22 protein-coding genes, 1 pseudogene, 1 CRISPR repeat array and 1 other annotated feature are annotated in these 24,692 nt (G+C 31.5%); of the genes and pseudogenes, 5 read left to right on the forward strand and 18 right to left on the reverse strand.

The features are described from left to right. The 7 genes and pseudogenes from CLHOM_RS18765 to CLHOM_RS17210 form a co-directional block, all read right to left on the reverse strand. A pseudogene (locus tag CLHOM_RS18765) lies at positions 1 to 111 on the reverse strand (2-hydroxyglutaryl-CoA dehydratase); the annotation flags it as partial. Between the two features lie 17 nt (positions 112 to 128). Beyond that, a complete protein-coding gene (locus CLHOM_RS17185) occupies positions 129 to 1,685 on the reverse strand; it encodes an acyl CoA:acetate/3-ketoacid CoA transferase (protein WP_052222916.1) in 1,557 nt (518 codons plus the stop codon). A gap of 16 nt (positions 1,686 to 1,701) precedes the next feature. Continuing rightward, positions 1,702 to 2,124: an acetate uptake transporter gene (locus CLHOM_RS17190; protein ID WP_052222917.1), complete on the reverse strand. Its 423-nt coding sequence runs from the start codon at positions 2,122 to 2,124 to the stop codon at positions 1,702 to 1,704. Positions 2,125 to 2,372: 248 nt separating this feature from the next. Further along, a complete protein-coding gene (locus CLHOM_RS17195; RefSeq protein WP_052222918.1) occupies positions 2,373 to 3,677 on the reverse strand; it encodes an acetyl-CoA hydrolase/transferase family protein in 1,305 nt (434 codons plus the stop codon). A 222-nt stretch (positions 3,678 to 3,899) separates the two neighbouring features. After that, positions 3,900 to 5,318, reverse strand: coding sequence for a sigma-54 interaction domain-containing protein (locus CLHOM_RS17200; RefSeq protein WP_052222919.1), 1,419 nt, complete (start codon positions 5,316 to 5,318; stop codon positions 3,900 to 3,902). A gap of 160 nt (positions 5,319 to 5,478) precedes the next feature. Next, positions 5,479 to 7,071, reverse strand: coding sequence for a phosphoglycerate dehydrogenase (gene serA / locus CLHOM_RS17205; protein ID WP_052222920.1), 1,593 nt, complete (start codon positions 7,069 to 7,071; stop codon positions 5,479 to 5,481). A gap of 158 nt (positions 7,072 to 7,229) precedes the next feature. Continuing rightward, positions 7,230 to 8,303, reverse strand: coding sequence for a pyridoxal-phosphate-dependent aminotransferase family protein (locus CLHOM_RS17210; RefSeq protein ID WP_052222921.1), 1,074 nt, complete (start codon positions 8,301 to 8,303; stop codon positions 7,230 to 7,232). A gap of 251 nt (positions 8,304 to 8,554) precedes the next feature. Then, positions 8,555 to 8,759, reverse strand: a binding site (T-box leader). A gap of 96 nt (positions 8,760 to 8,855) precedes the next feature. Here CLHOM_RS17210 and CLHOM_RS17215 point away from each other — a divergent pair. The 4 genes from CLHOM_RS17215 (at position 8,856) to ispF (ending at position 12,088) form a co-directional block, all read left to right on the forward strand. Beyond that, the gene (locus tag CLHOM_RS17215; RefSeq protein WP_052222922.1) at positions 8,856 to 9,524 is read left to right on the forward strand and encodes a response regulator transcription factor; all 669 of its coding nucleotides are present in this window, start codon (positions 8,856 to 8,858) and stop codon (positions 9,522 to 9,524) included. A 14-nt stretch (positions 9,525 to 9,538) separates the two neighbouring features. After that, positions 9,539 to 10,888 (forward strand): sensor histidine kinase, encoded by a 1,350-nt coding sequence (locus CLHOM_RS17220; protein ID WP_052222923.1) that lies wholly within the window; start codon positions 9,539 to 9,541, stop codon positions 10,886 to 10,888. Between the two features lie 467 nt (positions 10,889 to 11,355). Beyond that, positions 11,356 to 11,565: a hypothetical protein gene (locus tag CLHOM_RS17225; protein ID WP_052222924.1), complete on the forward strand. Its 210-nt coding sequence runs from the start codon at positions 11,356 to 11,358 to the stop codon at positions 11,563 to 11,565. 43 nt (positions 11,566 to 11,608) lie between these two features. Further along, a complete protein-coding gene (gene ispF / locus CLHOM_RS17230; RefSeq protein ID WP_052222925.1) occupies positions 11,609 to 12,088 on the forward strand; it encodes a 2-C-methyl-D-erythritol 2,4-cyclodiphosphate synthase in 480 nt (159 codons plus the stop codon). Between the two features lie 108 nt (positions 12,089 to 12,196). On the opposite strand, the gene CLHOM_RS17235 is transcribed toward ispF, so the two are convergent. The 6 genes from CLHOM_RS17235 to CLHOM_RS17260 form a co-directional block, all read right to left on the reverse strand. Then, a complete protein-coding gene (locus tag CLHOM_RS17235; RefSeq protein ID WP_052222926.1) occupies positions 12,197 to 14,275 on the reverse strand; it encodes a HAMP domain-containing methyl-accepting chemotaxis protein in 2,079 nt (692 codons plus the stop codon). Between the two features lie 18 nt (positions 14,276 to 14,293). Beyond that, entirely contained in the window at positions 14,294 to 14,776 is a 483-nt protein-coding gene (locus CLHOM_RS17240; RefSeq protein WP_052222927.1) for a chemotaxis protein CheW, read from the reverse strand. A gap of 32 nt (positions 14,777 to 14,808) precedes the next feature. After that, the gene (locus CLHOM_RS17245) at positions 14,809 to 16,878 is read right to left on the reverse strand and encodes a chemotaxis protein CheA (protein WP_052222928.1); all 2,070 of its coding nucleotides are present in this window, start codon (positions 16,876 to 16,878) and stop codon (positions 14,809 to 14,811) included. A 33-nt stretch (positions 16,879 to 16,911) separates the two neighbouring features. After that, positions 16,912 to 17,265 (reverse strand): response regulator, encoded by a 354-nt coding sequence (locus CLHOM_RS17250; RefSeq protein WP_052222929.1) that lies wholly within the window; start codon positions 17,263 to 17,265, stop codon positions 16,912 to 16,914. Between the two features lie 264 nt (positions 17,266 to 17,529). Then, positions 17,530 to 17,745, reverse strand: coding sequence for a DUF2922 domain-containing protein (locus CLHOM_RS17255; protein ID WP_052222930.1), 216 nt, complete (start codon positions 17,743 to 17,745; stop codon positions 17,530 to 17,532). A gap of 24 nt (positions 17,746 to 17,769) precedes the next feature. Further along, on the reverse strand, positions 17,770 to 17,991 hold the full coding sequence (locus CLHOM_RS17260; protein WP_052222931.1) for a DUF1659 domain-containing protein: 222 nt from the start codon (positions 17,989 to 17,991) through the stop codon (positions 17,770 to 17,772). A 345-nt stretch (positions 17,992 to 18,336) separates the two neighbouring features. On the opposite strand from CLHOM_RS17260, the gene CLHOM_RS17265 reads away from it, so the two are divergent. Beyond that, positions 18,337 to 18,720 (forward strand): winged helix-turn-helix transcriptional regulator, encoded by a 384-nt coding sequence (locus tag CLHOM_RS17265; RefSeq protein WP_052222932.1) that lies wholly within the window; start codon positions 18,337 to 18,339, stop codon positions 18,718 to 18,720. 52 nt (positions 18,721 to 18,772) lie between these two features. On the opposite strand, the gene CLHOM_RS17270 is transcribed toward CLHOM_RS17265, so the two are convergent. The 5 genes from CLHOM_RS17270 to CLHOM_RS17290 all read right to left on the reverse strand — a co-directional run bounded on the left by CLHOM_RS17270 (position 18,773) and on the right by CLHOM_RS17290 (position 23,559). After that, entirely contained in the window at positions 18,773 to 19,117 is a 345-nt protein-coding gene (locus CLHOM_RS17270) for a hypothetical protein (RefSeq protein ID WP_052222933.1), read from the reverse strand. A 15-nt stretch (positions 19,118 to 19,132) separates the two neighbouring features. Further along, positions 19,133 to 20,179: a ParM/StbA family protein gene (locus CLHOM_RS17275; RefSeq protein ID WP_052222934.1), complete on the reverse strand. Its 1,047-nt coding sequence runs from the start codon at positions 20,177 to 20,179 to the stop codon at positions 19,133 to 19,135. 162 nt (positions 20,180 to 20,341) lie between these two features. After that, positions 20,342 to 21,040, reverse strand: coding sequence for a DUF1287 domain-containing protein (locus tag CLHOM_RS17280; RefSeq protein ID WP_052222935.1), 699 nt, complete (start codon positions 21,038 to 21,040; stop codon positions 20,342 to 20,344). Between the two features lie 317 nt (positions 21,041 to 21,357). Continuing rightward, positions 21,358 to 22,155 (reverse strand): hypothetical protein, encoded by a 798-nt coding sequence (locus tag CLHOM_RS18885; protein ID WP_052222936.1) that lies wholly within the window; start codon positions 22,153 to 22,155, stop codon positions 21,358 to 21,360. Between the two features lie 90 nt (positions 22,156 to 22,245). After that, complete coding sequence (locus CLHOM_RS17290) at positions 22,246 to 23,559, reverse strand: AAA family ATPase (protein WP_052222937.1); 1,314 nt, start codon at positions 23,557 to 23,559, stop codon at positions 22,246 to 22,248. Between the two features lie 343 nt (positions 23,560 to 23,902). Next, a CRISPR array of direct repeats spans positions 23,903 to 24,456; the repeat unit is 30 nt; unit sequence ATTTAAATACATCTTATGTTGAGGTTCAGC. Positions 24,457 to 24,692: the final 236 nt, after the last annotated feature.

Below are 24,692 nucleotides of genomic sequence, written 5' to 3' on the forward strand. Positions count from 1 at the left end.
TGAAGAACCTGTTCCAACCTGAATAACTTCTGCTGCAACAATCTTACTTCCATCTTCTAAAATTACTACCTTTGAAGATGCAGATCCAATATCAATCCCCATTGTAAACATAGGATACTCTCCTTTCGTTAATTATTTTTCAAATTCATCTTTTCTTCTCTAAAAAGTCTTGCATCCATTATCTTAACTTCTTTATCTATCTTAGGCTCAAACTCCATTAAATCTATAATCTGAGTTTTAATATCAATTCCTGGAGCTACTTCAATTAAGTAAACCCCATCTTCTCTTAATTCAAATACAGCTCTTTCAGTTATATATAGAATCGGCTGTTTATTCTTAATTGCAAATTTTCCACTAAAGGTAATTTGTTCAACCTTTTTAATAAACTTCTTCTCTTTTCCTTCTTGTACTATTACGAGCTTTCCGTCTTCAATCTTTGTTTTTAATCCGCCTGCTGTAAAAGTACCACAGAAAAATACTCTTTTAGAGTTTTGAGTAATGTTAATAAATCCACCGCATCCTGCAATTCTAGGACCAAATTTACTAACATTTATATTTCCATTTTCATCACATTGAGCAAGTCCTAGAAATGCCATATCAAGTCCACCACCATCATAAAAGTCAAACTGATAAGGCTGATCTAACAAGGCGTCAGGATTAACACTTGATCCAAATCTTATTCCTCCTTGAGGAATACCTCCAACAGCGCCGCCTTCAACAGTCAATGTCATATAATCCCCAATTCCTTCTTCGTTTGCAACTGCAGCAACATACTCAGGAATTCCGATACCCAAATTTACAGCTGTATCTTCTTTTAATTCCATAGCTGCTCTTCTTCCAATTATCTTTTTAACAGTCAACGGAATAGGCTGTGCATTTCCTAAAGGTACTCTCTTTTGTCCTGAAATCTCTGGCTGGAATTCGCAATCAAAGGTTTGCTGATGGTCTTCTTTATCCGCTACTACCACAGCATCAACATAAATTCCTGGTATCTTTACTAGCTTAGGATCTAAAGTTCCACCATTAACTATTTTTTCTACCTGAACAATAACCTTACCACCACAATTTTTAACAGCCTGAGCTGTAGATGTTGCTTCAAGAGGTCCTATTTCTTTTTCAAGACTTATATTACCGTACTCATCTGCATAAGTACCTCTTATAAATGCAACATTTATAGGGAAAGCTTTATATAAAAGTCTTTCTTCACCATTAATTGTAATAACCTGAACTAAATCTTCTTTAGTAATACTGTTTATTTTACCTCCGCCATTTCTTGGATCTACGAAGGTATCTAGTCCAACCCTTGTAATTACTCCATCTCTATGTGCAGCTATTTCTCTAAATAAGATTGCTAGAACTCCCTGAGGCAAGTTATATCCTTCTATTTCACCATTTATACACATAGCACCAAGCTTTGGAGCTGTACTTAAATGCCCAGCTATTAATCTCTTAAGCATACCTTTGTGTGCATAATGCTCTGCACCTCTTCCATCTCGATTTCCATGAGATCCTGCATACATAAGAGTTAAATTTTTAGGAGAGCCAGTTTCTAAAAACTTCTTTTCCAAAGCCTTGCTTAAAGCTTCACAAATGGAGCTGCTAACAAACCCACTAGTTGTAAGTGTATCCCCGTCCTTAACAAAATTAATCGCTTCTTCTGCTGTAAGTACACTAACCTTCTTCATATTATCCCTCCTAATTTTATTGTTGTTTATTTAACTTTCTTAAAATTCCTGTTGATTTTCCCATAGGAAGCAGTATAAATCCTAAATGACTGTTAATTACATAGCCTCCTAACTGTTTTACATCATACTGCTTTGCTAAAACTTCTCCAAATACTCCTGATTTAATCATCCAAACTATAGCCATTGTCATCCAGAAAAGGCCAAAACAAGTAAATACATTAGCTCCAAAACTTTTATTATGTTTTGAATCCATTATTCCAGCATAAAGTTGAGCTACCCCTCCTAAGAAGAAAGCCACAGGGACCAATACTCCAAGGCCATTAGTCAAGCCTAATTTTTGACTAGCTGCCACCAAAGTAACCATTGAGAGCCCAAATTGACCGATTGCCGTGGGATCAGAACTTATATGTTGAACCATTTTTATATCATTACTTACCATTAATTGACTCTCCCTATAAAAAAATATTAATTAAATATTTAACATTTTATTTTTTTGTGTTATAATATTATCAATCCTAATTAAAATTATTTTTTATATTTTTGTAGCAGCTCTCGCTAAGCATGCTACTTTTTGTTTTTTTGCGCCTTCTCTTTATCTACGCAGTTTTATAACACATATCTAAATTAAAATTATTTTTATATTCTTGTAGCAGCTCTCGCTAAGCATACTACCTTTTTATCTATCTATTAAAATAAGTTGATTTTCTTAGCTTCAAAAGTAAGCTGTTCTCTAAAGCTCGGATGTGCAATGTTTATAAGTGCCTTTGCTCTCTCTGATATAGACTTTCCTTTAAGCTTTGCCACTCCAAATTCTGTTACAATATTGTCAACCTCGTTACGAGAAGTAGTTACTATTGAACCTTCTGTTAAAGCTAATTTAATCTTTGATACTGTTCCGCCCTTTGCAGTAGATTGCATTGATATTATTGATTTACCACCCTTTGAATTACATGCTCCTCTTACAAAGTCAACTTGACCGCCTACTCCGCTGTATTGCTTTGGTCCAAGAGATTCTGAGCAAACCTGTCCAAATAAATCAACTTCTATACATGAATTTATGGATACAAAATTATCATGCTTTCCTATTGTAACAGGATCATTAACATAATCTACTGGATGGAATTCTACTCCTACATTATCATCTAGAAATTCATACATTCTCTTTGTTCCTAATGCAAAAGTTGTTACGCTTTTACCAGCATGTATGTTCTTTTTTGTATTTGTAACTACACCAGCTTCTATTAAATCAATCATGCTTTCAGTAAACATTTCTGTGTGTATTCCTAGATTCTTTTTATTTAATAAAGCTTGAGCTGCTGCATTAGGTATTCCGCCTATTCCTAGTTGAATAGTAGCTTCATCTGGCACTAACTCAGCAATGTAATTACCTATGGTCTTATCTACATCAGATATTTCTCCAACTGGTAACTGCGGCAGTGATACATTACATTCACAGATAGCATCTACTTCTGAAATGTGAATAGCACTGTTCCCATGAGTTCTAGGCATATTTTCATTAACTTCTAGAAAAATTCTTTTTGCTTTTTTCTTTAAAGTCATGCAAGTACTTACACTTAGTCCAAAGCTGAAGTATCCATGCTCATCCATTGGAGATACAGTTGCATAAAATACTTCTGGTTCTATATATTCATCCCATACCCTAGGTATTTGATAATAGAAGCTTGGTACAAATTCTGCTCTATTTTCCCACATGGCCTTTCTTGGATTGTTTGATGATACATATAGAGTTACATGATTAAATTTTCCGTCTAAAGCAGGATCCCATATCTTTTGTGGTCTTAAAGAAAGTATAGAACAATGTTTTATCCCCTTTAGATTTTCTTTTAGGGCTCTTTCAGCAATAGCTTCTGGTATAGCGAAGGCTTCACCGGCAGCTATGGGACTTGCACATACAGTATTGGAGTCTATTTGTTTTGCTATTTCTTCTGCTGAAGTTAGCTTCTCCTTGTAAATGCTTTGCCATTTGTTCACAATTAATCCCTCCTTCTTAATAAACTAACATATACAATAATATTTTTTGCAATCGTTTAATTTTGCAATAATAAATATAGCAATTACCATGCCAAAAAATAAAGTTAATAAATAAGCCATTTTCCACTTCTAAATATGTTCCCTTAAAACAAAAAGTGTTCCTTTTGTATACACATCTGATGTTGTGTGCACAAAAGGAACACTTTATTGAGAACACTTTTTTTAAATATCTATATTTAGACGTTTAATCTTCTTATATAAAACAGATCTATTGATGTTTAACGCTTCTGCAGCCTTTGACTTATTTCCATTACATTCTTTAATTGCCTGAATGATAATATCCTTCTCTGTTTTATATATAATGTTATTAAAACTTTCATAATTTTTGCCTGTATTCTTAACTTTATCTGCTGTTTTTTCCTTCTTGCTTCTATTTAAATTTGAAATAGGTGTTGCCTTCACTTCTTTATCATGTTCCCATGGCTTTATGTGAAGCTTAGTAATATCTATTATAGCTTCGTCACTATAGTTTACAGCTTGCTCAAGGAAATTTTCAAGCTGTCTTACATTTCCTGGCCAATGATAGGCTTGGAGCATTTTCATAGATTCCTCTGTGACTCCAATGGCATCAGAACCTACTTTTTTGTTGATATTAGCTAATAACCCTTTTACATACTGAGGAATATCTTCTGGTCTTTCTCTTAGAGATGGCATGGTTATTTCTAGAACCTTTAGCCTGTAATAAAGATCTTCTCTGAATTTATTTTCTGAAATCATTTTTTCTAAATCTTTATTTGTGGCTGCAATTATTCTAACATCAAGAGAGATTGGCTTCGTTCCACCAATTCTTTCAACTTTTTTATCTTGAATTGTTTGAAGCAATTTTGCCTGCATATATAAAGGCATATCTCCTATTTCATCTAAAAATAAGGTTCCTCCATTAGCTAACTCAAATTTGCCTGGCTTTCCGTTTTTCTTTGCTCCTGTAAAAGCTCCTTCCTCATAACCAAACAACTCAGATTCTAATAGATTTTCCGGTATGGCAGCACAATTTACTTTAACAAACGGTCCTTCTCTTCTAACAGATCTATTGTGTACAACCTCTGCCATGATACTTTTACCTGTGCCACTTTCACCATTTATAAGCAAATTAGATGTTGATCTAGAAACTCTTCTAGCGAGTCTTTTTACCATAAGCATAGATTCGGATTCTCCAATTAAATCCATACAAGTATGAAGGTTACTATAATAGTTTACATTGCAATAGGAACTAGATAGTTTAGCACTTACTTCTCTTGCAATATTCATATCTGGGAAGATAGTTTTTAATACTGCACCTACAATATTTCCATTGGAATGTATTGGATATCTTACTATTGCCATTTCTTTATTATTAATCTTAAGAACTTCTCCCCAATAAGAGCATCTTTGTACTATTGTATCTATGAGTCTGCATTTAGGAATTATTTCCGTAATGTTTCTACCAATTATTTCTTCTTCACTAACAGCAAAAACATTTAAAAAGAATTGATTGCAGAATGTTACGATACCCTTAGTGTCTATTGCTAAAATCCCTTGGAAATGATTATCAAACAACTCAAAGTTTATAAATTCTTCACTTGAAAGCTTATCTATAGACACATTATCACCTCAAAATTGATTAATTTAACATAAGTATATCATAAAAATTTATAATGTTAATATAGAATAAATTTTTAACAATAAAGGCCTGTTTTCTTCATGAGGAACCAATCTCTTCTGAAAACAAGCCTTACATTTATTGTATATAAATTGATATTTATTAAATTATTGTAGTTTTAGCTTCTATTACATTATCTATTGTCTTAAACTTTTCAAGAGATTCTTTAGTAACTTCACTATCTACATTTAAAATCATTAGAGCAAGCTCACCCTTTGCTTTTCTACCAACATACATTGTAGCAACATTGATATCTTCTTGCCCAATCATTGTTCCAACATGTCCTATTACACCTGGTACGTCCTTGTTTTGAATAAATAGCATATATTGAGATGGTTTTACATCTACTTCATAGCCTTGCATTTCCACAAGTTTTCCTTCTTGTTTATTTGAAACAGCTCCTGATAAAGTGAAGTGTTCATTTTTATTGTTTGTTATTTTTATAGTAATCAAGTTAGAATAGTTGTCATAATATTCATTCATTGTCTCTTGTCTTATGCTTATTCCACTATTTTCTGCAAGAAGTTTTGAATTAATATAATTTACTCTTTCGTTGCTTATTGGTTGAAGTAAGCCTTTAAGGAAAGCAACCTCTAAAATACTTATGTCATATTTCATTAAATCTCCCCAATAAACTATCTCAACATTTTTTACTGGTTCATGATTTAATTGATAATATAACTTTCCTAGGTTCTCCATAAGTTCTATATATGGCTTAATTTCTTTAAATTCATCTCTATTTATCCCTGGAAGGTTAACTGCATTAGGAACTATGTCACCCTTTATTCCGTTTATGACTTGAACAGCAATTGTAATACCAACATCTTCTTGTGCCTCAAATGTGGTAGCACCTATGTGTGGAGTTACTGTAACATTATTAAATTCATATAAAGCTGATGAATATCTTGGCTCCTCATCATGAACATCTAAACCAACACTAGCTATTTTTCCGCTCTTTAAGCCATCATATAGTGCAGCTTCATCCATAAGCTTTCCTCTAGCTGCATTAACTATTCTAACTCCATCCTTCATTAATTCAACTTCTCGTTTTCCAATAATTCCAATTGTTTCTTTAGTTCTTGGAGTATGAATTGTTATAATGTCTGCTTCTTTTATTAAATCATCTAGAGTTTCTTTCTTTTCAGCCCCGTATCTTAAAAATCTTTCATCAGATATATATGGATCGTAAGCAATAAGCTTAACTCCAAAAGCCTTCATTCTAGTAGCCACAAGCCCGCCTATTCTTCCAAGTCCAATTATTCCAAGAGTCTTTCCATAGACTTCATTGCCCATGAAAATTTCTCTTCCCCAATTACCTGCTTTTAAATAAGAATCTGCATAATTGAACTTTCTAGATCCTACAAGCATATGAGTGATAGCAAGCTCACAAGCAGAGATAGAATTACTGTCTGGAGTGTTAGCAACTATGATTCCTCTTTTAGTTGCCTCTTCCACATCAATATTGTCAACTCCATTACCAGCTCTTCCAACTATCTTTAACTTTGTTGCCTTTGCCATTAGTTCTTTATCAACCTTGTTGTCACTTCTTATAATTAGCCCATCATACTGATCAATTATTTCTAATAGCTCATTTCTTGGTATATCAAAACGAATATCTACCTCTAATTCTTCCTTTAATAAATTTATTCCAGCATCATCAATTCTTTCTGCAACTATTACTTTTCCCCTTGCCATTTTTAATAACCCCCCGTTTTTATTAGTAACCAGTGACCAGTAGCCAGTGGCCAGTTTTTAGTAATACTATATTTGTTAATCACTAGTCGCTAGTCTCTAATCTCTAGTGACTAGCGACTAGTGATTAGAGATTAGCAATTAGTTCCTTCTTTCAATCTCTATAAGCATTTCTTTAACGCATCAAGTGTTCTATCAATCATTTCTTCGTTGACACAGCCCATGTGTCCTACCCTTATCATTTTGCCCTTAAGCTTTCCTTGTCCACCTGCAATAACAATATTGAATTCTTGCTCCATTCTCTTCTTAATTTTTGAGGCTTTTCCTTCCTCTTCAATTAAAAATCCAGTTACAGTTGGAGAGATAAATTTCTCGTTAGTAAATACCTTAAGTCCCATTTTTGCTGTTTCATCTCTGAACTTTTTAGCTAAAACCTCATGTCTTTTATAAACATTATATAATCCTTCTTCTTCAATCATCTTTAAAGCTTCATTTGCAGCATTGATTAAAGAAACAGCTGGAGTATATGGGTTTTCTGGAACAGGCTTATCCAAATATTCTCTAGCACTTAAAAAATCCCAATAATATTTTGGTATTGTTGACTTTTTAGCAGCCTCGAAAGCCTTCTCACTTACTCCTACAAATGCAAGTCCTGGAGGAGACATAAGAGCCTTTTGGGATGCTGTTATCAAAACATCGATATTCCATTCATCCATTTTTGCCTCAATACCACCTATTGAACTTACTCCATCAACTATTAATAGTTGATTTTTTCCCTTCATAAACTCCCCAATTTCCTTTATAGGATTAGTTGATGCTGTAGAAGTTTCATTGTGAGTTACAATAAGTGCCTTGTGCTCATCTGTAAGCTTCCCCTTTATATCTTCTACAGTAACCCCTTCTCCCCATGGGATTTTAATCTCATCCACTTCTAATCCAAAGATTTTTGCTATCTTTATAAATCTGTCTCCAAATACCCCTATGGAAGCAATTAAAACCTTGTCTCCTTTTGAAAACATATTTACTATAGAAGCTTCAAGTCCACCTGTACCTGCTGCCGGAAAAGTTAATACAGGATTTGTAGTTTGAAATACTCTTTTGATTCTCTCATTCATTTCTGCGAATAACATTCCATATTCTGTTGTTCTGTGATGAAGTACAGCCTCAGCCATCTTTCGTAAAACTCTCTCCGGAACATTAGTTGGCCCTGGTGTCATTAGTAATTTTTCTTGCATAAATAAACCCCCTTTTTTAAGTGCGTAGTGTAAGAATAAATTGACAATTGAGAATTGACAATGGACAATGAAGGAAGTAATTAAGCAGAGCTTAATTACTAATTTTAATAATTGCAGCAAAGCTACAATATAATCTAGTTTTGCCTTAGCAAAACATCCTTCATTGTCAATTGTCCATTGTGCATTGTCAATTTTAAAGTTGCACCGCAACTTTATTTTTGTAAAAACAAAAAACCCCCATCCGTGACAAAGTCAAGGACGAGAATCTAATATCCACGTGGTACCACCTTAATTTACTGTTTTACCAGCCTCATTATTATAACGGATAATTCCGGCATAGGTTTTTACCCCTATGCAGCTTTAGGTCGGATTCAATAAACTTTACTATAGGCTTTCACCAACCGCCTACTCTCTGAAAATAAAATTTTATTTACTACTACCCTTCATAGCTTTCACTTTTGTATAATTATAATAAACTAAAAATAATAATGCAATAGTTATTTTATAAATTTATATTTTTGATAACGATTGCACATAAAAGGATGGTTTTATATGAATGAAAAAATACTTATTGTGGAAGATGAGAAAAAATTAGCTGATGTTATGAGCTTATATCTAAAAAAAGAAGGTTATGAGGTTGCTGTGGCTTATGACGGATCCTCAGGAGAAAAACTAATTCTAGAAGAAAATTATTCTTTAATAATTTTAGATGTAATGATGCCTGGAAAAGATGGTTGGTCCTTACTAAGGAAAATTAAAGCTAAAGATAATACTCCTGTAATTATTACTACAGCTAGAGGCGAAGAAGAAGATAGAATCTTTGGACTAGAGCTAGGAGCAGATGACTACATGGTGAAACCTTTAAGTATGCGAGAGCTTGTACTTAGAGTAAATTTGAGAATTAACAGTAAAACATTAACTAAAGATCAATCCATTAATTTGGGGTCAATGAAAATAGATGAGATGAAGAGAGAGGTTTCAGAAAACTCCATTTCTATTTCTCTTACCCCAAAAGAATTTGATCTTCTGTTATTTTTGTGTGAAAATCCCAATCAGGTTTTTAAAAGAGATCAGCTTTTAGATAAGGTTTGGGGATATGATTTTGGAGGAGATACGAGAACAGTAGATACCCATGTTAAAAATTTGAGAGAAAAAATAAATTTTTGCAGCAGCAATTTAAAAACTATCTGGGGCGTTGGTTATAAACTAGAGATTATATAAATCGGAGGTAAAAAATGTTAATTAAAAAAATAATGACCTTTGATAAAATCACTTGGAAGTTGATAAAGTATTTCATAGCTATTATTAGCATTGTTATCTTGATTTGCTTTATAGGCAGTAGTATATTTTTGTCAAAGTTTTATATAAGTAATAAATATGATAATTTAAAAGCTACATCTGAGAGCATCTATGAAGTAATCAAAGATGGACAATCTCCTAATAATTTATCAGTAAACGCCTTACTAATAGCTAATGATAATGTGTCTTTCCTTGGAAATACCGGAAATCAGGGAGGAGGCAAAAGAATGGGTATGCTTAATAATTTATCCAATATCAATTTTGCTTCTCTAGGAAATAAAGGTAAATTTACAAACCGACTTGGTGAGAGCTTTATCTATTATAAGTTATCCACAGAAATGGGAGACATAATCACCTTCGAAAGTGACCAAGACATATCCTACTATTTGCAAGTAATTTATATAGTTTTAGTGGTTATATTTCTTTTGGCCTTAATAGTATGTATTCCTTTTATATCTTATTTAGGTAAGAAATTTACACGTCCAATACTACAACTAAAAAAAGCATCTCAGGAAATTTCTATGGGTAATTTTGCTTTTCCAATATCCATTACCACTGGAGATGAAATAGAAGAATTGTCTCAATGCTTAAGTAGTATGGCAATTAATCTTCAAAAGAGACATAAGCTTCAAAGAGATTTTATTGCCAATGTTTCTCATGACTTTAAAACTCCATTAAGTGTTATAAGAAGCTATAGTGAAGCTATAAAAGACGGCATAGTAAATGATTATCAAGTTAAGGAATATTCAGAAGAAATTATAAAGGAAGTAGATAGGCTTAATAATCTTGTGATAGGAATCATGGAACTTTCTAAGCTTCAAGGCGGCGAACTAAAACTCAATAAGCAAAATTTTAATATTGAAAACTCCTTAAAAGAATGTGCTGAAAGATTTAGTACAGTGGCCAAGAACAAAAATATAGCTTTAATTTTAAATTCAGAAAATGTGGAAGTCTTCGGAGATGAAGCTTATATTCTAAGAGTCTTATATAACTTTACTGATAATGCAATTAAATTTAGTAAATCAAACAGTCATGTTTACCTAAAGGCTTATTCTGTGGATAACTATGTTAAGGTTTCTGTTATCGATGAAGGCATAGGCATAGAAAAAGAAATGCTAGAAAATGTATGGAATAGATACTATAAGCATGCAAAAAGCGGTGGAATGGGCATGGGACTTGCCATTTGCGCGGAAATACTAAAGCTCCATAACCTTTCATTTGGTGTAGAAAGTATCCCGAATGAGAAGACAGAATTCTATTTTACAATTCCTAAGGTAATAAGATAATTTAATTTTGGGAGGTTATACACATTATCCACAAGGCCTATGTGCATAACTTGTTAATTCCATGTTAATTACATGTGAATTTCAATTAATAACCATTATTATTGCTTTTAATTATTAAATTCAGCATACATTTAATGTATTTTAATTCAATTATTGCATTTTAATATCCCCATAGACAGTCTAATTATCAACATTGTCCACATTTCATCTGTTGATAACTTGTTTATTTCATGTTAATTTATACTTTATTATAGTACTTTAACACATATTCTATTAATTTTTCGCCATTTTTTTATGTTAATTGTACACATTGTCCACAGAATTGTGTATAACTTGTGCATAAGTATATGTTTTTGTTGAAATTTTTAATATATATTATAGTTTATTTCTACACTTTGTTAACTATTCTAATTATTAATGATATAATAATATAAAAGCATCTATATTTGATAAAGGGGTGCATAGTTATGGGTAAGAAGGTAATTTATGTAGACTTCAAGGCTGCTTCTAAAAAGAATTATCCTAACCACAATCTAAAAACCGATGAAATGCAAATAGTTTCCCACAAAAAACCTCATACGGGAACCTTCTTGAGTATGCTTAAAAATCTCATTTGTCGATTTAGATCAAAAAAATCAAGTAAAAACTCAAGCATAAAGTATAAATATTGGCTATAAAAATATGTTCTGTAGCCCTTGAGTAAGAGGAGAGAAATTACTTATGAGAATAGGAATGGGCTATGATGTACACAAATTAGTAGAAAATAGAAAGCTTATCCTAGGAGGAGTTGAAATACCCTTTGATAGAGGACTTTTAGGTCACTCTGACGCGGATGTATTAATTCATGCTATAATGGACAGCTTGCTTGGAGCTGCTGCTCTTGGAGATATAGGAAAACACTTTCCTGATACAGATGAAAAATATAAAGGTATATCTAGCATTTGCTTACTTGAAGAAGTTGGCAACTTGCTTAAGCAAAAGAATTATGAAGTTATAAATATAGATGCCACAATAATTGCTCAAAAACCTAAAATGGCACCTCATATTTGTCAAATGATAAAAAATATTTCTGCTGCTCTTGAAATTCCTGAAGATTCTATAAATATCAAAGCAACTACAGAAGAAGGATTGGGTTTTACAGGCAGTGGAAAAGGTATATCAAGTCAAAGCATAGCGTTAATTGAAAAGAGAGGAAAGTAATATCAAAATATTACTTCCCTCTCTTTAATGTTTTTAACAATTAATAACCCTTCTCCCCTTCTAAATAAAGCAAAAGCGATTTTAATTCTCTTTTCTTTATTGTAAAAACTACATTTTTAACTTAAATCTAGCAACTCTATTCTTTAAAAGTGATGCTTGGGCTGTTAACTCTTCACTTGCTGATGCTGATTCTTCTGCTGTTGCACTATTTCCCTGAGTAACACCAGCTACCTCTTGTATAGCTCTACTTACCTGTTCTAATGCATCGGATTGCTCATTAGAAGCCGCCGCTATTTCTGCTACTATTCCTGAAGCTTCATTGATATTCTCTACAATATCATTTAAGGCTTTAGCTGTATCATTTGCGATTTCTTTACCTGAATCTGCTTTTTTAATTGACTCTTCTATCATTTGTGTAGTTTCTTTAGCTGCATTAGCACTTCTTGCAGCTAAGTTTCTTACTTCCTCTGCTACTACTGCAAAACCTTTTCCATGCTGTCCTGCCCTTGCTGCCTCTACTGCAGCATTTAGAGCTAGAATATTTGTCTGGAAGGCTATTTCATCTATTACCTTTATTATTTTTGAAATATTTGCAGAGGATTCATTTATTTTTTCCATGGCATTTAGCATTTCCTTCATTTGTTCTACGCCTTTATTTGCTTTATCGCTTGTTATCTTAGTTATACGATTAGCATTATTTGCATGTTCAGCATTTATCTTAGTTTGTGCCCCTACCTCTTCCATTGAAGCTGTTATTTCTTCTACGGAACTTGCCTGCTCTGTAGATGCCTCAGATAATACTTGACTAGTTTCAGATACTTGTTCCGCAGCGGATGCCACTTGTTCTGCAGAGATATTAATTTCTCCTAGAGTCTCATTAAAGGCTTTTAATATATTATTTATAGAGTTCTTCACATCTATAAATTCTCCTCTATAATCTCTAGTTATTTCTAAATTTAAATTCCCTTTTGACATCTCTAATAACACTGTAGAAATTTCATTTATATATGATTTTATCTCAGTTATTGTATCATTCATAGCATTTTTAATTTTTGCATGGTCACCCTTATAATCACCCTTAACTTTAATTTCAAAATTACCCTTAGATATTTCTTCAAGAACCTCTGCTGCTTCTTCCACAGGTTCTATTACTGCATCTAGAATATTATTAAAACCTTGCACTAAGTCTTTCCATGCACCAGTAAATTTACCTGCTTCTCCTCTCGTATCTAAGGCTCCTAGTTCTGCTGCATTTGTTAATCTTCCTGTTTCATTAATTAGATTACTTATAGTATCCTTCATTTCGTTTAATTTTTTACCTAATACATCTTTTTCTGAATTAACTTTAATGTTTGCAGAAAGATCTCCTGCAGCTATATTATCTGCTGCATTTACTTGCTCCTTAATATTATATGTAATGCTTTGGAACGCTTTAGATAATTCTCCTATCTCATCCTTAGAAGAAATATCAATTTGTAAATCTACATCTCCAATAGCTAACTTCCTTGAAAATCCGGTTAGCTTCTTAATAGGAGCACTTATTGATCTTGAAACAACTATTGAAAGAACTAGTGATATTACAACTAACGCTCCTAGGATTATTATCATTATCTTTATAGAATTATTTGCTGTTGCTTGATTTTCAATAGATTTCTCAAGGGCAAGCTTACTATTAATTTCTATTGTCTTATCTATGGAATCCTTTATGTCTGTTGCAATTTGAAGACCATTACCTTGATATATTAATTCTGTTGCCTTTTTAATATCATTGCTTAGTGAAGCATTCACTATTTGAGTAATAATTTCCTGATAGCTTGTAAAGTTTGATTTAAATTTCTCATATTGAGCCTTTTCATCATCTCTTGTGAGTTTATCATTTGCTTTATTTGCATCTTCACTTATCTTACTCTGCAAGTCTTTAATTGTGTTTGCATACTCACTTTTTTTTGTTACATCGTTTGTAAATACAATATCTCTAAGACTAATTCTTAGTCTTTGATAATTTAAATTAATCTCCGAAAGTGCTTCAATAGTCTTAGTATTCTGTTCATACATTTCTTGTCCTTCACTTTGTATCTTTTTTATATTTACAATCCCTACAGCACCAATAACCCCTGTAAATATAACAATTAAAACAAAACTTATTATCAAACGGGTCCCTATTTTTAAATCATTAAACCTTTTCATTCAATTCCCCTCCCTTTCTTAATAAGAAATTTCATCTACTTCTTCCTGGCTCAAAAGCTTATCGCAATCTATAAGTAACTTCACTTCTTCTCCAATTTTCCCTATTCCTTTTATGTACTTATTGTTAGAGCTCTTATTCAATTCAGGTGGAGGTGTTATCTGCTCCTCTTCAATGTCTACAACTTCAATAACTCTATCAATAATTAGCCCAATGCTCATATCCTTTATTTGAACTACTATTATACAAGTTCTGTCATCATAGTCTCGGAAATTCTTTTTAAACCTAAGCCTTACATCCATAACAGGTATAATCTTTCCTCTTAAATTAATAACGCCTTTTACATAATCAGGGAGTTCTGGTACCTCCGTTATCTTTTGAATACCTATTATTTCTAAAACATATTTAATCTCAATGCCATACTGCTCCTTGTCAATGGAGAATATTAGAAACTTATCCTTCTGAGTATCTTCCTCCATATAACCTAATAAGTTATCTTCCATAGTCTATACCTCCCTTCTAATTCACCTTTACTTTAAAGAATTAATCCACCTATATCTAAGATTAAGCTGATGCTTCCATCCCCTAAAAGATTGCATCCTCCTATTCCTTTAACTTTTTTAATATAATTAGGCAGAGGCTTAACTACAACCTGCTGCTCTCCTAATAATTCATCTGCGAAAATACATATACTTTTACCTTCATTCTCAACCATAACAAGTATACCTTTTTCAATATCTTTAACATCTGTCTTAATGTTATATCTCTCATGAAGTCTTAAAATATTGTAGCACTGTCCCCTAACCATTATCATTTCATTTCCATCTATATCCTTAAAAATACTTTTTCCCTTTACTTTAAAGGATTGCTTTATAGACATAATTGGTATAGTGTAAATAGATTGTCCAACTCTTATAGTCATACCATCAATAATAGCCAAAGTAAGTGGAATTTTTATAGTTATGGTAGTTCCACTTCCTTCAACGCTGTCTACATAAACTTTTCCTCTTACTTTTTCAATACCCTTTAGGACTACATCCATACCAACGCCTCTACCTGAAAACTCTGAAACCTGTTCTTTAGTTGAAAAACCTGGCAAAAATATAAAAGAGTATATTTCCTTGTCCGTAAGCTCCTCTTCTGACTTATCAATTAATCCATGCTCTTTAGCTCTCATTAATATTTTTTCTTTATTTAAACCCTTTCCATCATCCTTAATTACTATATTTACATCTCCGCCAGAATTTTCGGCCTGAAGCATTATTTTACCAATAGAATTTTTACCTGATGCTATTCTATCTTCCGGAGCTTCTATACCGTGATCTAGAGAATTTCTTATAATATGCATAAGAGGATCTCCGATATGCTCTATGATATTTTTGTCAACTTCAGTTTCTTCTCCAACTAAAATAAGCTCTACTTCTTTACCTAGTTTTTTGCTCATATCTCTTACTATTCTGTTCATTTTCTTAAAGGTAGAGGCTAAAGGCACCATCCTAATTGACATAACCACATCTTGAAGGTTGTCAATAATCTTTCTAAGATGTGTTGAAGCCTTTTTAAAACTCTCTAAGTTAAGTGAAGCTATATCTGGATTATTAGTAACCATTACCTCAGATATAACTAGTTCTCCCATTAAGTCCATAAGCATGTCTAGTTTTTCTACACTAACATTTAACATATTATGCTTTCCTTGAGACTCAGGACTATTAGTGTAATTCTTCGGAGACACTTGCCGCTCCTTACAACTCTTAACCTCCAAAGAATTTTTATCTTCTTGAATGTTTTCAATTTTGGAATATGGCTCTTCTTTAGAAACAGGATTAACAGTAACTTTCTTTAAAAAAGCAGTGGCATTAAAAAACTTTTTGATCTCCTTTAAATCTTTTTTAGTGCTAAATATAATTCTGAATCCATCCTCCCTAATAATCTCTTCAGTTTCATTATTTACTACTATATCTTCTGGAAAATATACTATGTCGTATGCAAGATTTTTTAGTTTATGTATTACTGTAAATGCTCTGATATTTTCCATCCCGCAGCCTTCCTTAAAGAAAATTACTACTTCATATCTAATATCAAGCTTATCTTGTGACTCTTTTTTCAACATTTCATTAGAATCCTTTACAGAAGATACATAGCAGTGATGCTCTTCATTGATAGATTCTTTTTTATTCTCTTTACTTTCCTGAGGGTTTACACTCACGATAATTTCAAGTTGATTTCTTATATCCGAAACTAATTCCTTTGGATTTCCATCTGCCGTTTCATTATTTTCTATTTTTACTAACTGATTTTTTATAAAATCAATACTTTGCAATATCAAATCAGTTATTGCTTGATAGTCTACATTTAATTCACTATTATCTCTTAAATAATCAAATAGATCCTCTAATGAATGAGCTAGGTGGGCAATATTATCAAAAAGCATCATAGCTGAATTACCTTTAATTGTGTGCATTATCCTAAATATTGTATCAATAGAATTCTTATAATCCTTTTCTTTTTCACTCTCTAAAATTATCTCCTCTAGCTGTTCAATTAAATTGCAGGTTTCTAAAATATAAATATCTAGCATAGGGTCTCTTCCATCATCTTCACTCATCTCAACACCCCCCTTTCTATAATTTAATATTATTTATAAACTATTTAGAGTCTCAACTACATGAGCTTCATTAAATGGTTTTACAATAAATCCACTGGCACCAGATTCTATCGCCTTTACTACCATTGTTCTTTGTCCCATGGCAGATACCATAACAATCTTAGCTTGTTCGTCTATATCTTTTATCATTTTTACTGCTTCAAGTCCATCCATCTCTGGCATAGTTACATCCATAGTTACTATGTCTGGTTTAAGCTCTTTATATAATTTAATTGCTTCTATTCCATTGCCCGCTTCTCCTACAACCTGAAAATTGTATTTCTCTAACATCTTCTTTAATGTTAACCTTATAAAAAGTGCATCATCTACAATTAATACTTTTTTCATAAACATCACCCTTTCACAATTAAAAATAGAAGTTATCTCAATAAGAATTATTGTAAAAACATTACATTTTAACGATAAATTCAATCTGTTAATAATACTACTAATTAATTATCTTATTTTCGTCTAAATTCGGCGATACTTTAGGAAATATAATGTCGAATAATGGGTTTTTGAGTAAGTTTTAGCAAATTAAATTCTATATTTTTTTTGAATATCAATATACGGGAAATTAAAAAAAAGTGGCACAAAAATGCCACTTTCAACTTATATAGCTAATTCTTCTGTTGTCGTATCTACAATTTGGGCTGAATCTTTAAGCTTTAGCTCTCCATTTGTAGTAATAAAAATATTTTTCTCTATTATAGTATCCATAACAGTAGATACTTCTGTAGGAGTTACTGCCTCCTTCACATCTTTAAATCTTATAGATGTTTTCTTTCCTTCTGCAGTTAAAAAATTCATAACCAATGTTTTACTCATAGCTTACCCTCCTTAATTAATAGACTACTCACTTACGATTAGATTTTCATTTTCTCTTCTTACTTCAACACTTGGATTTAGTAACAAGCTCCCAAGAGCTGCTGCTACTAAAAACATATTTTCATCAGTAGCTGCAGTTTTTACGCTGCCAAGCCTTTGAGTTTTTAATATATCCTTGCCTCCCTCATCTTGCCCCGCTACGTACTTAATTGCTAGTGTGCTTTTCATTGCTGTTGAATTTATCATTATTACCAACTCCTTTCATAATGTAGATATGCATATAACAAAAAAATCTACCAAAATTAAAAAACTACTAAAGAAATTTCTTCAGTAGTTTTTTAATGGTAGGTACTAATGGTAGGTTAAATTGTAGGTTTTATATCAATTATTAGTTTATGACTTATTTATAAAATCTGAATTAAATACATGTAATCGATTAATAATTTTATTTTTTATTCTCAATTGCCTTTGTATTTAATATCATTCTATAGTATAATATTAATTGCTACAAGTATGTACTTTTTAGTAATATAATGTACTATTAGTTATATAGTATACAAAAAGATACCATTTGTTTTGGAGGCGTATATAATGTCAAAAATTCAAGAAAAATCGTATCAGTGCGGCATGGAACTAACTATGGACGTAATCGGAGGTAAATGGAAAACCGTTATCCTATGGCATCTAAGGAACAGGACTCTACGATTTAGTCAACTCAAGAAACGACTTGATGGAATAACTCAAAAGATGCTTACCCAGCAGCTTCGTGAATTAGAAGAAGACGGACTTATAGAAAGAACTGTTTATCCTCAAGTACCCCCAAAAGTAGAATATAGTCTTACAACTTATGGTAAAAAAATAATACCTGTTTTGTATACTATCTATTGTTGGGGTATACATTATGCTGAAGATTTTGAGCTTAACCTAAATATAGAGAAAACCACTCTACAAAAAATACTTAACAGAGAAATATAAAAAGAATGTCCGAGCTTTATGTGATAAGCTCGGACACATTTTTTATTATTTCTTATATTCTGCTTTCTAAATCATCATCAATTACATTTCTTTTCTCAACCTTTATTCTACTAAAATCAGGCTTACCCTCTTCAATTGTTTTAGGCTTTAACTGATGATTCTTAGAAAATTTTTTAGCAGTAATCTGAGTGTCTACCTTCATACTAGATAAATTATTATATATGTATCTCATATCTAGAAGCTTTTCATCAATACTTTTATCTCCTTCAAATATAAGACCCTTTAGAATTAAATCCTTAATTCTATCACTTCGATCTCCCTCTATATATTTAAGTAATTCCTCATTTACTATTTTGTCTTTTTTTCTTCTATCTCCAATATATAACGAAATTTGCATACTTAAGCTACCTCCCTATACAGCTTTTTTCTTCCATTTTCTTATGCCTTGTTTAAACAAGCCAGAGGGGTTCTGAGTTCTGTTTAAATACATAGCATTTTTAAACTCTTCCTCTAGGTAAGGCTTAAGTATCGAAGCTCCACCTCCAGTAAATATTATATTGTCAATGAAAGGGAAAGCATTTTCCCATACTGTCTGGATTTCTAATATTATTTTTCTAGCAAGGCTTCTATATGCTTTTTGTATAACTGGTGCTAAGTCATAGCCTTTAATTTGTCCGCAAGCTACTATATACTGTATCTGTCCATCAGATACGTTAAGATGCAGCTCTTGTTCTATATAATCCTTTATCCACATATAAGCTACATACATCCCACTATTTTTTGTTTCGCAAAAATCTGCTAAAGGCTCTAAGGCATCAACTAAGTAAAGATTATGAGTTTTACCTCCAATATCTGATATAGCATTTACTTTTCTTGCTATATCCTTATTAGTTATGTTTCCTTCGTTATCTAATATTAAGTCACATAAAGTACCATGAGGCTGTGCCTTAATTATTAAGTCTTCTACCTTAATTATTTTATTTTCAAATTCTTTTTGGCCATAAAGCCTCATACCTAAATTGTGCTGTCTTATTACCTTAGCCTTCATTTTTTCTATTCTTTCCTTGTCCAAACTAGCCTTTACTGGCAGTCCCATTACAAGCCTAACTCTACTAATAGGTTTTTTTGACATTAAGCTAAGATGGGTTTTAAGTAGAATATCAAAGGAAGTATCGTTATGCTTGTCTGATGCACCATTCCATTGCATATTTCTATCTTGCTGTACAGCACATTCTCCCACTAGATATCTAGAACCGTTAACTTCTACTTCTATTCTGCTTAAAGGATTTCCTTGAGTTTCCTTTAAATCATTATCCTTATTATAAAATGGTCTCCAGGCAGTAACATAAGATGGGGTTATAAACATATCACTGTCTTCAGATCTAGATTTAGTATCTGCGTAACCATCATCAATTACCTGTACAGAAAAAGTATCTACAATGTTATTCGTTTTAGTCATTAATAGTTCCTCCCTCAATATATCTTCTATTATGTTGGAATTTAATATAATGTAATTTTATTCCATTTAATTCCATTATATTATATTGGTAAAAAATAGTAAATACATTTTGGGAATTTTTTGCTTTTTATAGGTATATTTTAATTTTTGAGTTAATATAATTTAGTTTAAACTTAATTGCATACCATCAAATCTATAATGACCCGTAATACCTTGAGCATTATGCCATTGGATTAAAGCATCTTCTTCCCTGGATGGCTGTCCTGAATTATGAATAAGAAATGGTATTCCTTGTTTATTTCTTTTATCCGATATAATTCCAATATGCGTATAGTTTTTTCCAAATATCACTATATCTCCTGGCTGCCACTGTTCTATTTTATAGGGATCTAAGGTTAAGGATTTAGAATTGTATTGAAAAAATACTTTTAAATTTGGCACTCTTCTAAAATCAATATTAGTATCTGGTTTACCTTCAACTCTTGGGTATCTAGATAAATTATTTTTTATATCTTTATCAATCATATCTTTTAAAGAATATCCTGCATTTTTAAATGCTCTCCAGATCACATCTGTACACACTCCCTGATTCTCTGGAGGATAACCTCCAGCATAATACTGACTTTCGTATTTAGGTTTATTCTGGGCATCTTTCCTTGCACCTAATAATATATCAGTATAATCATCTATGCCATTATTATTGTAATCACTTTTACTATGTATTGTTTCTATACCAAAATCTTCTCCGTAATATGCCTTGTGAGGAACAATATTAAAATAGTATAGAGGCACACAAGCAGCAAAAGTTATTATTATGAGGATTAATATTATATAAAATATTCTTTTTTGCTTTATTTTCATGTAATATTCTCCTTCCACTGGAAATTTATATTATTAATACTATATTAGCATAGAAAAACGTATAGATACGTTAATTTTATGACTGCAGTGGCTATTTGGTAAAAAACAGTTATAATAGTCTTAACTATATAATTTCCAATAAAAAAGCAAATAAAATTGGAGGGTGAGATTATGAATTATAAAGTCATATATTTTTCCAGATCAGGTAACAGCGAAAGGGTTGCAAAAAAGATAGCAAAAGAATTATCTACAGAAGTTATTAAAATTTCAGATGATATGAACTGGAATGGCCTGCTAGGATATATTAAAGCTGGTTATTATTCTGTTAAGAATAAAGACGTTGATATTAAGATTAATGGTAAAATCGATTTTTCCGATGAAATTATTTTAGTTTCACCTCTTTGGGCAGGTGGCCTTGCATCAGCAACTAAGAGTTTTTTAAAGAAATTTTCGCCAAAGAAAGTACATTTGGTGGTCACTTCAAAAGCAAGTAGTATAAAAGAATATGCTGGTGTTAATTCTGTTACTAATATTACAGAAAAAAATAATAATGAAAACGAGGTTATAAAAGAGCTTATAAGCAGCTTATTATAGAGATTTCCCTTAAAACAGTCTATGTTCACAAAAATCACTGTAGTCCATCCCCAGGCTTTTTTACACCATTGGGGGTGGATGTTGTTATTAAACACTTGTACCACATCAGCCATTTCTGAAATTTCTTTAGAGGTAGCGGCATTAGAAGCTGATTCTGTGCTTAGCTTCTCTATTTTCTGTCCTTCTTCTTCTTTTTCAATTTCTTCTTTAATTTCTTCTTCCCCTAGGTCCTTATAAGCCCCTTGTAAGCCCCTTACTTTTTTCTGAAAGCCAACTATATCCTTAAAAATCTCTTCAAGAGGATATTCTAGTTTTTCGCATATATTATAAAACTTATCCACAGTTTCTCTATTATAGCCTGTTTCATATTCAATAGCTCTTTTAGGAAGCTCAAAAATTCCGCACTGCTTAGTGTTTGAACATTGAAGCAGATACACATAAAAGATTTTTTCCTCTGGTGTTAAATCCATAATAAAAGCGTCACGCCAAAATGATAATTGTAATTGTCTATATAATGCCATAAAAAAATCACCCTCCAAAATTTAATCTATAAGTTATATATACACTTATAGATTAATTTGGAAAGGTGAAATTTAATTTATCATTTTCTATTATTCAATATCCACTTCAATATCTTTTAATTCATCTTTTTTAATGCCAAGGTCTTGAAGCACATCATCGCTTGAAATAAAATCATTAGTGCTTGCGTTTTTCATTCTCTTTTCTGCCTCTACATATAAATTATAGTTTTCACTAACTTTCTTATTAAAATATTCAAAGTATAAAGTTTTTATAGCATAATTAGGTACTTTCAGAATAACCGCTCCTAAAGTTTCTCTATCTATAGTTAGTAATCCAAGATAAAATAACAATGATTTAAAATCATCTTCATTAAAATCTTTTTCAAGCGAAAACTGTTGTGTAATTATTGCTGTTGTTTCTTCCCCTGTTAGTATAGAATCTAAAACCTTCATATTTCGGTTGTTGTCTTTTAAATCAAACAAATTACCAAGCTTACCATAGTCACTGGCAACATTTGTATCTATAAAATCTTTAGGTCCTTCTTTCTTTACAGAATATGTTTTTAAGTAATATAGTATCATGCCGCTGTTAAATAATCTGGTACTAGAATCTTCTGAAAATAAATAGCCATTATAGTTTTGCTTCAAAATGTCTATTAATTCTTCCAGTTCACTCTCTGTTACATCATTATGAGATGTATCTTGTATAAGTTTTCTAACTTCCGCTTCTGTAAAGCCAATCATTTCATTAAAGTCTTCATATCGAGTTATATTGTCAGCTATATTAAAGCCACTGGTAAAGCTATCTAAAGTTATGGGACTTACTCCTGTAGCAAATATCCTTTTTACAATTGATTCTGTTCCCTTTTTTAAAACCTCATACCACTTTCTTACAAAGCCTGTTTTACTTATAATTTCCGAAAACATCTCTGTTCTAAAGCTTAATAACTCATTTGCAAAATGATTATATTCATCTATTATTACATATAAGTCTCCATCTATCTTCTTGTTTACTTTATTAAGAAAACTTTCAAATATGCTGGCAGCTGTTCCCTCTTGGATATAATTAATATTTAATTTGTAATCACTAATAAATTTATCAAAAGATTCTTTTATAGTGCTAATAAATGTCTCTTCTAACTTTTCCTTTGTATCTGTATTAAGACCAGTAAAATTAAATTTTAATATATAGTAACTGTTTTTTTCTTTAGTTGGATTTTTGCCTATATAAGTTTCTCCAAATAGCTTATTAAAGTTTTCTTCCTCTTTTATGTCATAATAATTTGCTAAAATAGAAGTAAAAAGGCTCTTACCAAATCGTCTTGGTCTAAGGAAAAATATATAAGGAGAATGGTAATTTTCTAGTTTTTCAATATACTCAGTTTTATCTATATATATAATCATTTTCTATTAAGTTTTTATAATTACTTATTCCATAAGGTATTTTCTTAGGCATAAAATATAACTCCTTCCTAGGAACTTCTATTTATATTATAAACCAATTTAGTTGTTAATTAACATAAATTATTGAAGTCCATCTCAATAATTTTCAGTACTATTGATGATGAGGTTCAGCCTAAAGAGCAATTCTTGTAAAGGAGACTTAATATGTAATTTTGATACATCCTATGTTGAGGTTCAGCAGTATATATGTTAGATGGAACAAGAATCACAATATAATTTAAATACATCTTATGTTATGAGGTTCAGCTCCTTCAAATTTTTTAACAAAATCAACACATTCTTTATTTAAATACATCTTATGTTAAAGTTCAGCGATTGGGTAAGATCTATGACAGCTACAAGATGTTTGAATTTAAATACATCTTATGTTGGAGTTCAGCATTATAAGGACTATGAAGATGATCCTCAGAATGAATTTAAATACATCTTATGTTGAGGTTCAGCTAATACAGAAGGTCCTGAGAGAATAAACACTTTAAATTTAAATACATCTTATGTTGAGGTTCAGCATTATAAAAAAAGGAGCTTAAGCCCCTTTCTCATAATTTAAATACATCTTATGTTGAGGTTCAGCCAAAACGCGGAGGAACATGGACTACAAAAACAATATCATTTAAATACATCTTATGTTGAGGTTCAGCACATCTTCAGCTGCTATTTTATCAGTATTAAGCTTATTTAAATACATCTTATGTTGAGGTTCAGCAAATAAAATTTGAATATGTGTTTGCAATCTTAGTTGATTTAAATACATCTTATGTTGAGGTTCAGCTTCCTACCATTATAGGAGCTGAAACCATATTGTGTATTTAAATACATCTTATGTTGAGGTTCAGCATACAAATGGCATGTTTCATTTTATAGTGTAGAACACAATGATAAAATACATAAAAACAACGATTAAAAAGTGCATAGATCTTAATTAAATTATGGAACACTACCTATAAAAAAACAAGAGGTGGTGTTGTAGAAATGAAGGAGGATCTATGGTTGGAAATACGAAATGACTATTTAAAAGGACTATCAATATCAGAAATTTCAAGAAAATACAATATTAATTGGCGTACAGCCAA

Origin of the sequence: Clostridium homopropionicum DSM 5847, from assembly GCF_001263795.1 — a bacterium.
Classification (GTDB): Bacteria; Bacillota; Clostridia; order Clostridiales; family Clostridiaceae; genus Clostridium_H; species Clostridium_H homopropionicum.